At 72.1% G+C, this 11722-nt stretch carries 11 protein-coding genes; 7 read left to right on the forward strand and 4 right to left on the reverse strand.

From position 1 onward, the window contains the following. Positions 1 to 51 precede the first annotated feature (51 nt). Together AB0G10_RS32160 and AB0G10_RS32165 are read left to right on the forward strand one after the other, a co-directional pair. Positions 52 to 597 carry a PadR family transcriptional regulator gene (locus tag AB0G10_RS32160; protein WP_360930190.1) on the forward strand — a complete coding sequence of 182 codons (546 nt, stop codon included), beginning with the start codon at positions 52 to 54 and terminating at the stop codon, positions 595 to 597. Positions 598 to 607: 10 nt separating this feature from the next. Continuing rightward, positions 608 to 2314, forward strand: coding sequence for an acyl-CoA dehydrogenase family protein (locus tag AB0G10_RS32165; RefSeq protein ID WP_360930193.1), 1707 nt, complete (start codon positions 608 to 610; stop codon positions 2312 to 2314). Between the two features lie 38 nt (positions 2315 to 2352). On the opposite strand, the gene AB0G10_RS32170 is transcribed toward AB0G10_RS32165, so the two are convergent. Both AB0G10_RS32170 and AB0G10_RS32175 read right to left on the reverse strand, forming a co-directional pair. Continuing rightward, positions 2353 to 3042, reverse strand: a complete 690-nt coding sequence (locus AB0G10_RS32170) for a DivIVA domain-containing protein (protein WP_360930196.1) — start codon at positions 3040 to 3042, stop codon at positions 2353 to 2355. A gap of 122 nt (positions 3043 to 3164) precedes the next feature. Next, positions 3165 to 3512: a hypothetical protein gene (locus AB0G10_RS32175; RefSeq protein WP_360930198.1), complete on the reverse strand. Its 348-nt coding sequence runs from the start codon at positions 3510 to 3512 to the stop codon at positions 3165 to 3167. An 84-nt stretch (positions 3513 to 3596) separates the two neighbouring features. On the opposite strand from AB0G10_RS32175, the gene AB0G10_RS32180 reads away from it, so the two are divergent. Beyond that, the gene (locus AB0G10_RS32180; protein WP_360930201.1) at positions 3597 to 4352 is read left to right on the forward strand and encodes an SGNH/GDSL hydrolase family protein; all 756 of its coding nucleotides are present in this window, start codon (positions 3597 to 3599) and stop codon (positions 4350 to 4352) included. A 5-nt stretch (positions 4353 to 4357) separates the two neighbouring features. Here AB0G10_RS32180 and AB0G10_RS32185 read toward each other — a convergent pair whose 3' ends face one another. After that, complete coding sequence (locus AB0G10_RS32185) at positions 4358 to 5137, reverse strand: ATP-binding protein (protein WP_360930204.1); 780 nt, start codon at positions 5135 to 5137, stop codon at positions 4358 to 4360. A 165-nt stretch (positions 5138 to 5302) separates the two neighbouring features. Here AB0G10_RS32185 and AB0G10_RS32190 point away from each other — a divergent pair, with 165 nt between their 5' ends. Both AB0G10_RS32190 and AB0G10_RS32195 read left to right on the forward strand, forming a co-directional pair. Further along, positions 5303 to 6502, forward strand: coding sequence for a monooxygenase (locus tag AB0G10_RS32190; protein ID WP_360930207.1), 1200 nt, complete (start codon positions 5303 to 5305; stop codon positions 6500 to 6502). An 18-nt stretch (positions 6503 to 6520) separates the two neighbouring features. Further along, entirely contained in the window at positions 6521 to 7474 is a 954-nt protein-coding gene (locus AB0G10_RS32195) for a TIGR03885 family FMN-dependent LLM class oxidoreductase (RefSeq protein WP_360930210.1), read from the forward strand. A gap of 44 nt (positions 7475 to 7518) precedes the next feature. On the opposite strand, the gene AB0G10_RS32200 is transcribed toward AB0G10_RS32195, so the two are convergent. After that, entirely contained in the window at positions 7519 to 7938 is a 420-nt protein-coding gene (locus AB0G10_RS32200; RefSeq protein ID WP_360930213.1) for a nitroreductase family deazaflavin-dependent oxidoreductase, read from the reverse strand. Positions 7939 to 8080: 142 nt separating this feature from the next. Between AB0G10_RS32200 and AB0G10_RS32205 the strand changes: the two genes are divergently transcribed. After that, positions 8081 to 9715: an ABC transporter ATP-binding protein gene (locus tag AB0G10_RS32205; protein WP_360930970.1), complete on the forward strand. Its 1635-nt coding sequence runs from the start codon at positions 8081 to 8083 to the stop codon at positions 9713 to 9715. Then, positions 9712 to 11454 carry an ABC transporter ATP-binding protein gene (locus AB0G10_RS32210; protein ID WP_360930216.1) on the forward strand — a complete coding sequence of 581 codons (1743 nt, stop codon included), beginning with the start codon at positions 9712 to 9714 and terminating at the stop codon, positions 11452 to 11454. The genes AB0G10_RS32205 and AB0G10_RS32210 overlap by 4 nt, the downstream gene beginning before the upstream one ends. The last annotated feature ends 268 nt before the right edge of the window (positions 11455 to 11722 follow it).

Here is an 11722-nt window from a genome sequence, read left to right on the forward strand (position 1 = left end):
CGCCGTATCGTTTCCCTTGCTATGCAACTAATTGCATAGCATCATGGCGGCATGGCCCTGGAACACGCGATCCTGGTCTCGCTGCTGGAACAGCCCGGGTCCGGATACGAGCTGGCCCGCCGCTTCGAGCGGTCGATCGGCCGGTTCTGGACCGCCACCCACCAGCAGATCTACCGCGTCCTCAAGCGGATGGAGACGGACGGCTGGGTCAGCGCCGAGCAGATCGGGCAGGACGGCCGGCCGGACAAGCGGGCCTACTCGGTGACCGCGTCCGGCCGGGACGCCCTCGTCGGGTGGCTGCGCGAGCCGGTCCAGCCCGAGGCCGTCCGGCACGAGCTGGCCGTGCGGATCCGCGGCGCCGCCTTCGACGACGAGGCCGGCCGGACCGCGCTGATCGCCGAGGTCACCCGCTACCGCGCCGACCACGAGGCGACGCTGAACCGCTATCTGATCGGCGAGAGACGCGACTTCCCCGAGGACGCCGCGCTCGACACCGGGCAGCGCCTGCAACACGTCGTGCTGCGCGGCGGCATCGCCTACGAGCGGATGCTGCTCGACTGGCTCGACGACGTCCTCGACACCCTCCGCAGACTCTGAAAGGGAACCCGTGCTCCTCAACCCGCACACCTACGACCCGGCGGACTTCGACCCGGAGACCCGGCGGCTGCTGCGCGCCACGATCGACTTCTTCGAGGAGCGGGGCAAGGGGAAGCTGCTCCAGGCGCACATCGACCGGGAGTGGTACGCCGACTTCCTCGAGTTCGCCGCCGAATCAGGACTTTTCGCGAAATTTCTGACGCCGACCACCGACGGCTCCTCTGAAGATCATCGCTGGGACACCGCCCGCAACGCGGCGCTCAGCGAGATCCTCGGCTTCTACGGCCTCAACTACTGGTACACGTGGCAGGTGACCGTCCTCGGTCTCGGCCCGGTGTGGCAGAGCGGCAACGCCGAGGCGCGGCAGCACGCGGCCCGGCTGCTCGAGGAGGGTCACGTCATGGCGTTCGGGCTCTCCGAGCGCGGCCACGGCGCGGACATCTACGCCACCGACATGATCCTCACGCCGGACGGCGACGGCGGGTTCACCGCCACCGGCGGCAAGTACTACATCGGCAACGGCAACGTCGCCGGCCTGGTGAGCGTGTTCGGGCGGCGCGCCGGCGTGGAGGGCCCGGACGGGTACGTCTTCTTCGCCGCGGACAGCCGGCACCCGGCGTACCACCTGGTCCAGAACGTGGTGAACTCGCAGATGTTCGTGAGCGAGTTCCGGCTCGAGGACTACCCGGTCCGGCCGCAGGACGTGCTGCACACCGGCAAGGCCGCCTTCGACGCCGCGCTCAACACCGTCAACGTCGGCAAGTTCAACCTCTGCACGGCCGCCATCGGCATCTGCGAGCACGCCACCTACGAGGCGGTCACCCACGCGCACCGGCGGATGCTCTACGGCAAGCCGGTCACCGCGTTCCCGCACGTGCGGCGCGAGCTCACCGACGCGTACGCCCGCCTCGCCGCCATGAAGCTGTTCGCCGACCGTTCGGTGGACTACTTCCGCTCGGCCGGCCCGGACGACCGCCGCTACCTGCTCTTCAACCCGATGACCAAGATGAAGGTCACCACCGAGGGCGAGAAGGTCATCGACCTGCTCTGGGACGTCATCGCGGCGAAGGGGTTCGAGGCCGACACCTACTTCGACAAGGCGGCCAAGGACATCCGGGGGCTGCCGAAGCTCGAGGGCACGGTGCACGTGAACCTCGCGCTGATCCTCAAGTTCATGCCGAACTACCTGTTCCAGCCGGCCTCCTACGAGCCGGTGCCGAGCCGCCGGGACGCCGCCGACGACGAGTTCCTGTTCCGGCAGGGTCCCGCCCGCGGCCTCGGGCAGATCAAGTTCCAGGATTGGCGTACGGCCTACGACGCGCACGCCGGGATTCCGAACGTGGCCCGGTTCCGGCAGCAGGCCGACGGCCTCTGCGAACTCCTGCTCAAGCACGCGCCGAGCCAGGAGCAGCAGAACGACCTGGACTTCCTGCTGGCGGTCGGGCAGCTCTTCGCGCTCGTGGTCTACGGCCAGCTGATCCTCGAGCAGGCCTCGTTGACGGAGGCCGGCGCCGACCTGGTCGACGAGATCTTCGCGATCCTGGTCCGGGACTTCTCCGGGTACGCCACCGAGCTGCACGGCAAGGCCGCGACCACCGAGGACCAGGCCGCCTGGGCGCTGGCCCAGGTGCTGCGCCCGGTCGACGACGGCGACCGGACCGCCCGGGTGTGGGAGCAGGTCCTGGCGCTGGTCGGCGCCTACGAGATGCGGCCGTAGGGGAGGAGTCGCCCGGGGCCGGCGCCCCGGGCGATCACTCAGACCTGGCCGTCGGGGGTGCTGGTCAGGTCCATGAGCTGCTGCTGGACGTGGTTCGTCAGCGCTTCCTGGTAGCCCGAGGCGAGCTGGCCGAGACGGTCGATCTCGTCGAGCAGGGCGGCACGCTTCTCCACGATGCCGTCCATCGCCTCGGCGTGGTTGCGCCGGGCGTCGCTCTCGATCGTGCTGGCCTTGAGCTGCGCGTCGCTGATCAGCTGCTCGGCCTTGTTCTGCGCGTTGCCGAGCAGGGTGTCGGACTCGCGCTGGGCGTCGCGCATGTGCTCGTCGGCGGTGCGCTGGGCCATCATCAGCACCCGCGAGTTGCGGTCGTCGTCGACCGGGACCAGCGCCTGGCTCTGGCTGGCCGCCTCGGCCCGGGCGCGCTCCAGCTGGGCCTGCGTGCTGCGGGCGTTCTGCTCGGCGCGGGCCCGCGCCTCCTGCAGGCGCTCCAGCTGCGCGGCCAGCTCGGCGAACTCGTTGTTGAGCACCATCGTCGAGGCCGCGCTGGGTGGGGCGCCGCCGCCACGCTGAGCCTGGTCACGCAGCGCGCCGTTCTCCTCGAGGAGGCGGGTCAGCTCCTGCTCCACCTCGTCCAGGAACGCGTCGACCTCCTCCTCGTCGTAGCCGCGCTTGCCGATCGGCGGCTTCTTGAAGGCGACGTTGTGGATGTCAGCTGGGGTGAGCGGCATCGTGCTCCCTGGTTCAGGTCTGTTGCGGTCGTGCGGCCCGAAATCCTACGCGATCACGCGGGGTCGCCGGCTGCGCGATCGAGCGTACGCGCCACCGGCCAACGGCGCCTCTCCGTGTGCGCTCAGCGCCAGAAGACGGCAACCGCCGCATTCACCGCAGTCAGTGCGACGATGCCGATGAAGTGGCCTTTGTTGACCTCGTCACGCTTGCGCGGGATGAAGACCATGATGAAGATGCAGACGGCGATCAGCAGCTTGACGCCCAGCTTGATCGGGTCGGGCTCGGCGTCGCCGCCGCCGCGCAGCGGTGCCGCCAGGCCGAGGCCGCTGACCAGCTGGATGATCGCGCCCCAGAGCACCGGCCTGCTGATCCGGATCTTGTCGGAGAGCAGGACCGCGACACCGCCGCCGAGCAGCAGCGCGAAACCCACGAGGTGGATGAAGAGGAGAACCAACCGGAGTGCTTCCACGGTTGCGAAGCTTGCCAGCCGCCGTACCGGCCGATCACCCCGGGGGTACCGTCCATGCTGATCAACAACGGTGGGAGTAGGGCAATGACGAGGTATGTCGCCATCGGTGACAGCTTCACCGAAGGGCTCGGCGACACGCTGCCCGACGGCAGCGAGCGCGGCTGGGCGGATCTGGTCGCGGCGGGCATCGCGGCCGGCGAGGGACAGCCGATCTCGTACGCGAACCTGGCGATCCGGGGGCGGCTGCTGGAGCCGATCGTGACCGAGCAGCTGGACGCGGCTCTGGCCCTGTCGCCGCCGCCGACGCTGCTCTCGCTCAACGGCGGCGGCAACGACATGATGCGCCCGGGCGGCGACCTCAAGCGGCTCGTGGCGATGACCGAGCGGGCGGTGCGCCGCTGCCTCGACGCCGGGGTGAAGGTGCTGCTGCTCAGCGGGGCCGACCCGTCCGGGCATCTGCCGTTCGGCAGCCGGATGCGGCCCAAGGGCGAGGAGCTGACCAGGGCGGTCGCGGCGTTCGCCGCCGAGAACGACGTCACCTTCGTGGACATGTTCCACGACCGGGAGATCCAGCAGCGGCACTACTGGTCGGCGGACCGGCTGCACCTCAACGCGAACGGGCACCGGCGGGTCGCCAGCGTGGTGCTCGACGCGCTCGGCCACCCGACCGAGGCGCACGTCGTGGCGCCGCCGGTGGCCGCCCGCAAGAGCCTGCTGGCCGAGGCGCAGTACTACCGGGAGCACGTGGTCCCGTGGATCAACAGGCGGCTGCGCGGCCGGTCGTCCGGGGACGACCGGACCGGCAAGTACGTGGACTGGACGCGGATCGCGGTCGGCTGACCGGGCTATCGCACGATCGCCCAGACCACCTTGCCGCCCCGGATCGGCATGGCGCCCCACGCCGTGGCGAGGGAGTGGATGAGCTGCAGGCCGCGCCCGCCCTCGGAGAGCGCCGGGGCGCTGAGCCGCGGCACCGGGCCGGTGGGCCGGGGCATCACCCGGCTGCGGTCCGCGACGGTCATGTGCAGGCCCCGGTCCCGCCGGGCGACCATCAGCCTGGCCGGGCCGCCGACGTGCTCCACCACGTTCGAGACCAGCTCCGAGACGACGAGCTGGGCCGGGTACGCCACATCGGGCAGATCCCAGCCGTCGCAGAGGCGGGTGACCAGCCGGCGCGCCTCGGCCGGCGACCGCGGCCCGGAGTCGAGGGTGACCCGGACCAGGTCGGCCTGCGCGGACAGGTCCACGACCGCCCGGCGCGCCGCGTCCGTGTCGGGATGGACGGGCAGCTGGCGGCCGAACACCTCGAGCCGCCGCGCCAGGCCCGGACCGGGCGGCACGCAGAGCACGACCGGCACCGGCGGCTGCATCTCCTCGCCGCGGTGCCGCACGTTCAGCCAGGTCGGGATGCTGCGGGCGGGTTCGTCGGTCAGCTCGGTCAGGTCGATGATCAACCCGCCGGGGTGACCGGTGAGGCACTTTCGCAGTGTGAGCGTGACCTGCCGCCACAGCGGACTGCTCCACTGCCCGCGGACCGCCACGACGGTGAGGTCGTGGTCGATCTCGCGGAGCACGGATACCGGCGCCGGTCCGGCGTCGAACAGGAACGGCGGTCGCACGCCCATGGCCTGATCGTAAGGACAGCGCGGCGCGGACGCATTCCCCCGATGCGGGCGGAACTTGACAGTTGTCACCCCGCACGGTTCCCGTAGGGGGTTGTCACGGATGTCGCTATGGCGGGTTCTCGGGAGAATTGACGGGTCTCGTATCCGGCCCCGGGGAGGCCCGTCATGAGATCCACCCGTCCCGCCCTGGCCGTCGCGGCGGTCGCCCTGCTGCTCGGCGCCGCCGCCTGCGCCGCCGGTCCGGCTGTCGAGGAGCCGGCTGCCGCACCCGCCGCGTCCAGCGCCGACCCGCACAGCGCCGACCCGCACAGCGCCGACCCACACAGCGGCCACAGCGCCGGCTCCGCGCCACCGCCCACCCCGCTGCGCGCGGGCGAGCGGTTCGTCGACGTCGGCCTGGCCCAGCCCTACACGCCGGCCGCACCGAGCGGCGGCACCGACGAATACCGGTGCTTCCTGGTCGACCCGCAGCTCACCGAGGAGGCCTACCTGACCGGCAGCCGGTTCCTGCCGCAGAACGGCGCGATCGTGCACCACGCGATCTTCTACCGGGTCAGCCCGGAGCAGGCGAAGACGGCCGAGCGGGTCGACGCGGAGGCCGACGGCGAGGGCTGGACATGCTTCGGCGACTCCGGGGTGCAGGGGGAGACCGCGTGGGTGGCGCACTGGGCGCCCGGCGCCGGCGAGACCCTGATGCCCGACGGGTTCGGCTTCGCGATGCCGCCCGGCAGCAAACTGATCATGCAGGTGCACTACAACCTGCTCAACACCTCGGGCAGCGACCAGTCCGGCATGAAGATGCGGCTCGCCCCGGCGGACGCCGGCATCAAGCCGCTCGAGACCGCGCTCGTGCAGGCGCCCATCGAGCTGCCCTGCGAGCCCGGCGGCACCGGCCCGCTCTGCGACCGGGACGCAGCGATCGCCGACGTGGCGAAGCGGTTCGGCCCGGAGTCGGCCCAGCTCGTCGACGGGCTCAACCAGTGGTGCAACGGCGGCCGGGCGCCGAAGTCCGGCACCACGCAGCACTGCGACCAGCCGGTCGGCGAGGGCGGCACGATCTACATGGCGGCCGGGCACATGCACCTGCTGGGCCGATCCATCAAGGTCGAGCTCAACCCGGGGACGCCGGAGGCCCGCACGGTGCTCGACGTCCCGGCCTACGACTTCGACAATCAGGCCCTCGTACCCTTGAAGCAGCCCATCGACGTCGCGAAGGGTGACGTGGTCCGGGTGACCTGCACCCACGACGCCGGGTTGCGCAAGCAGCTCCCGCAGCTGCGGAAACTGCCGTCCCGCTACGTCGTGTGGGGCGAGGGGACGAGCGACGAGATGTGCCTCGGGATTATGGTGATGGCACCGAAGTGACTGGGTAACAGAGCCGGCATGACCGAGTACGGCATCCACGCCTCGCACGAGCAGATCCTGCCCGGTGACCTCCTCCGGGCGGTGATCGCCGCCGAACGCGCCGGCTTCCAGGCGGCCATGTGTTCCGACCACTTCTCGCCGTGGAGCGAACGCCAGGGCCAGTCGGGCTTCGCCTGGTCCTGGCTCGGCGCCGCGCTGCAGGCCACCAACCTGTCGTTCGGGGTGGTGAACGCCCCCGGCCACCGTTACCACCCGGCGATCATCGCGCAGGCGATCGGCACGCTCTCGTCGATGTACCCGGGCCGGTTCTGGGCGGCGCTGGGCAGCGGCGAATACAGCAACGAGCACGTCGTCGGCGGGGAGTGGCCGCGCAAGGAGGTACGCAACGCGCGGCTGCTGGCCTCGGTGAACGTCATCCGGGAGCTGCTCGCCGGCGAGGAGGTGTCCCGGGACGGCCTGGTCACCGTCGACCGGGCGCGGCTGTGGACCCGGCCGGAGACGCCGCCGCCGCTGATCGGGGCGGCCGTCAGCGTCGAGACGGCCCGGTGGTGCGCGTCCTGGGCGGACGGCCTGGTCACCGTCAACGCGCCGGAGTCGCATCTCCAGGAGATGATCGCGGCCTACAAGTCGTCCGGCGGCCGCGGCCCGATCTGCCTGCAGGTGCACCTGTCCTGGGCGCCGAGCCGGGAGGAGGCCGAGGAGATCGCCCACCACCAGTGGCGGAGCAACATCTTCCCGCCGCCGGTGTGCTGGGACACCGCGACGGCCGAGGAGTTCGACGTCATCTCGGAGAACGTCACGGTCGACCAGATCCGGCCGGTCGTGAACATCTCGGCCGACCTCGAGGAGCACGTCGAGAAGCTCAAGGGGTACGCGGCCCTCGGCTTCGACCGGATCTACCTGCACCACGTCGGGCAGGATCTCGGGCCGTTCATCGAGACGTTCGGCGCGAAGGTGCTGCCCCGGCTCTGACCCGCGGGCGGGTCCTGCCGGCTCTCCCCGGCAGGACCCGGACCTCAGGCGCGTTCCAGCACGACGACCGGGATCTCCCGGGACGTCTTCTTCTGGTACTCGTCGTAGTCCGGCCAGACCTCGGCCATCTTCGCCCACATCTCCGGCTTCTCGGCCGGCGTCGCCACCCGGGCCCGCGCCGCGAACCGGTCGGCCTTGATCTGGACCTCCACCGCCGGGTCGGCCTGCAGGTTCACGAACCAGGCCGGAGGCGCGTCGGTGCCGCCCTTCGACGCCACCACGAGGTACGCGCCCTCGTGCTCCCGGAAGATCAGGGCGTGTGAGCGCTGCTCACCGGTCTTGCGGCCCTTCGTGAAGAGGATCAGGATCTCGGTGCCGTTGCGCCAGCGGAACCCGTCCTCGCCGTCGGTCTCCAGGTAGCGGGCGACGTGCTCGTCGCCGTGCAGATCGATAGCAGAAGTCATGGATCGACACTACCCACGACGGGACGGCACCCAGCCGAAATGGGGTGACAGGCACCAGGGGGCATGTAGCAGCATCATCTCCGTGGATGCGCGCGGACCGGGACGATATCTGTGGTGGCTGGCGCGGCGATGCGGGAGGAGGGTGGCGCTCGGGGCACTGTACGGCTCGCTCTGGTACGTCAGCCTGGCGCTCACGCCGTACCTGATCGCCCAGGCCGTGGATCGCGGCCTCGGGCCGCGTGACCTCGGCGCACTGATCCCCTGGGTCGCGGGGGTGTTGATCCTCGGGCTCACCACCGCGGGCCTCGGGATCATGCGGCACCGCACCATGACCAAGCTGCGCCTGCAGGCCGCGCTGATCACCGCCGACGAGGTGATGGCGCACGCCACCCGGCTCGGCGCCGCCCTGCCCCGCAGCGTCACCGCCGGCGAGGTCGTCACGATCGGCATCTCCGACGTGTGGACGATCGGCCGCGCCATGAACGTCGGCGGTGTCGGGGTGGCCTCGGCCGTGGCGTTCCTGGTGATCGCGATGCTGCTGTCCCGGATGTCGGGCACGCTCGCCGCGGTGGTGCTGATCGGCGTGCCGGTGCTCGGGCTGGTGGTCGGCCCGCTGCTCGGGCGCACCCAGCGGGCCGGCGCGCGCTACCGGCACGCGCAGGGCGAGCTCAACGCCCGGCTCGTCGACGTCCTCGGCGGCCTGCGGATCCTCAACGGCCTGGGCGGCAAGGAGACGCACCTGGCGCGGTACCGGCGCGAGTCGGCGAAGGTGCGCGACCTCGGCTACCGCGTCGGCCGCCCGGCCAGCTGGATCGGGGCGCTCGGCGACGGGCTCCCGCTGCTCTTCCTCGGTGTCGTGACGTGGATGGCCGCGCGCCTCACGGCCGCGGGTTCGCTCACCGTGGGTGAGCTGATCGCGGTGTACGGGTACACGGCCATGCTCGTCGTGCCGGTGAACGTCCTGATCTTCTGCGGGTTCGACATCACCCGCGGTGTGGTCGCCGCGCGGCGCGTCACCGAGTTCCTGCGCCTGCCCGCCGATCCGCTCGCCGGCACGGACGCGCCCGCCGAACCGGCGCCGCTGCACGACCCGGACTCCGGCGTGACCGCCGAACCGGGCCGGTTCACCGCGATCGCCGCCGACCGCCCGGCCGACGCCATCGCCGTGATCGACCGGCTCGGCCGCTACGGACCCACCGCCGCGACCTGGGGCGGCGTCCGGCTCGACGGCATCGCCCAGCCGCAGGTCAGGTCCCGGATCCTGGTCGCCGAGAACGACGCCGCCCTGTTCGCCGGCCCGCTGCGCGCGGTGGTCGCCGGCCGGTCGGCGCCGGACGACGACCGGGTCCGGGCCGCGATCACCACGGCGGTGGCGCACGACGTCGCCGACGACCTCGGCCGGCCCGTCGACTGGGGCGGGCGCAACCTCTCCGGCGGTCAGCGGCAGCGCCTGCGGCTGGCCCGGGCCGTGCACGCCGACCCGGAGATGCTGCTCGCCGTCGAGCCGACCTCGGCCGTCGACGCGCACACCGAGTCGGCCGTCGCCGAGCGGCTCGCCGCCGCCCGGGCCGGGCGCGGAACCGTGGTCGCCACCACCTCGCCGGTGCTGCTCGACCGCGCCGACGTCGTGTACTTCCTGGCCGGCGGCGCGGTGTCGGCCCGCGGCACCCACCGGGAGCTGCTGTCGTCGTCGCCGGGCTACCGCGGCCTGGTGAACCGGGTGTTCGATCTCGCCGATCCGGATTTCGGTCTCGCCGATGTGGAGGAGCGGGCATGAGCGCGGTGCTGCCCGTCGCCGGTAGCCGGGAGGTGGGCCGGGCCGCGCTGCGCCTGATCCGCGCCGACCGGGGAGCGGTCGCCTCGATGATCGCGATCAGCTCGCTCGGGGCGCTCGCCGGGCTCGGCGCGCCCTGGCTGCTCGGGCGGGTGATCGACACGGTCACCCGGGGTGGTGGCGTCCGCGAGATCGACGTGCTGGCCTCGCTCGTGCTGGTCTGCGCGCTGCTGCAGACCCTGCTGTCCCGGTTCGCGCTCGCGGTCGGATACCGGTTCGGCGAGCGGACCGCCGCCCGGGTCCGCGAGGGCTTCCTGGAACGGGCGCTCGCCCTGCCCGCCTCGGTCGTCGAACGGGTGCCGGCCGGCGACCTCGCGGCCCGCGGCAGCACCGACGTCGACGCGGTCGCCACGACGCTGCGCGACGTCCTGCCGAAGGTCTTCATCGCCTTCGTACAGGTCGTGTTCATCCTGGTCGCGGTCGTCGTGCTGGACCCGGTGCTCGGGGTCGTCGGGGTGCTCGGGCTCTCCGGCATCTGGTTCTGCGTGCGCTGGTACCTGCGTACGGCCCGGGACGCCTACCTCGCCGAGGGCGCCGCGAACTCCCGCCTGGCCGAGGAACTGGCGGCCACCACCGACGGCGCCCGTACCATCGAGGCCTTTGATCTGGCAGTGAGCCGGTTGGCCGCGGGACGCTCGGCCGTCGAGGAGACCCGCCGCACGCGGCTCGCGACGCTGGCGTTGCGGACGGTGTTCTTCCCGATCGTCGAGTCGTCCTATGTGATGCCTACCGTGCTGGCGTTGCTGGTGGGCGGGTTCTTCTACATCGACGGGCGGGTCACGCTCGGGACCGTGGCGGCGGCGGTGCTCTACTTGCGGCAGCTGGTGAATCCGCTGGACACGATCCTGATCTGGGTGGAGCAGTTGCAGAGCAGTATCGCGTCGTTCGCGCGGGTGGAGGGACTCGGGTCAGTGCCGCTGAATACGACATTTCCGGAAATGTCGCCTGAAGGGGATCGAATCGAGGTGCGCGGGGTGCGGTACGCCTACGCGGCGGGCCGGGATGTGCTGCACGACGTCGATCTGACCGTGCGCCCGGGGGAGCGGCTCGCCGTGGTCGGCCTCTCCGGCGCCGGCAAGTCCACCCTCGGCAGGCTGCTGGCCGGCGTCGACAGGCCGACCGCCGGCACCGTGACGGTCGGCGGCGTGCCGATCGCCGACCTGGCCCCCGACGAGCTCCGCCGCCAGGTCGTCCTGGTGACCCAGGAGCACCACGTCTTCCGCGAATCCCTGCGCGACAACCTGATGGTCGCCGCCCCCGACCACGAGCTGGCCCGGGCCCTCGCGACGGTGGGCGCCGACTGGGCCTTCCCGGCCGGCGGCGCCGCCGACCTCGACCGCGACCTCGGCGAGTACCCGCTCGACGGCGCCCAGGCCCAGCAGCTGGCGCTGGCCCGGGTACTGCTGGCCGACCCGCACACGGTGATCCTCGACGAGGCGACCGCGCTGCTCGACCCGAACGCCGCCCGTACCGCCGAACGCGCCCTCGCCGCCGTCCTGCACGAACGTACGGTGATCGCGATCGCCCACCGCCTGCAGACCGCCCACGACGCCGACCGCGTGGCCGTCATGGACGACGGCCGGATCATCGAACTCGGTACCCACGACGAACTGGTGGCGGCCGGCGGTCCCTACGCGGCCCTCTGGCGCTCCTGGCACAACACGCCGTCGCTCCCCGGCTGACCCGTCCGCGAGTGCCGGCCGCAGTGTGTGGTCGTGACACGCCGGCCGGGACAGCGATGGGCTGCAGCCGGGCTCCCGGCGCGAGCGTCCACCGCCGCCACCGCCGAGAACACCGCGAACACGGCGGCCCGCCCGCCGCAGCCCCGGACAGCGGCCGGGCCGGGGCGGGGGACGGCCAGGGCCGCCGGGCCGGGGGCCGCGGGGACGAGCGGGTGGGGGTAGCCGACGGGCGGCCCCCCGGGGTGCCCGGCGTGGGGAGATACAACGG

The organism is Actinoplanes sp. NPDC023714 (assembly GCF_040639855.1).
Taxonomy (GTDB): domain Bacteria; phylum Actinomycetota; class Actinomycetes; order Mycobacteriales; family Micromonosporaceae; genus Actinoplanes.

Coding starts and splice junctions, on each gene's coding strand:
- AB0G10_RS32190 (WP_360930207.1), top strand. CDS start 5,303: ATGAGATCCACCCGTCCCGCCCTGGCCGTCGCGGCGGTCGCCCTGCTG.
- AB0G10_RS32170 (WP_360930196.1), bottom strand. CDS start 3,042: ATGCCGCTCACCCCAGCTGACATCCACAACGTCGCCTTCAAGAAGCCG.
- AB0G10_RS32160 (WP_360930190.1), top strand. CDS start 52: ATGGCCCTGGAACACGCGATCCTGGTCTCGCTGCTGGAACAGCCCGGG.
- AB0G10_RS32185 (WP_360930204.1), bottom strand. CDS start 5,137: ATGGGCGTGCGACCGCCGTTCCTGTTCGACGCCGGACCGGCGCCGGTA.
- AB0G10_RS32210 (WP_360930216.1), top strand. CDS start 9,712: ATGAGCGCGGTGCTGCCCGTCGCCGGTAGCCGGGAGGTGGGCCGGGCC.
- AB0G10_RS32180 (WP_360930201.1), top strand. CDS start 3,597: ATGACGAGGTATGTCGCCATCGGTGACAGCTTCACCGAAGGGCTCGGC.
- AB0G10_RS32195 (WP_360930210.1), top strand. CDS start 6,521: ATGACCGAGTACGGCATCCACGCCTCGCACGAGCAGATCCTGCCCGGT.
- AB0G10_RS32200 (WP_360930213.1), bottom strand. CDS start 7,938: ATGACTTCTGCTATCGATCTGCACGGCGACGAGCACGTCGCCCGCTAC.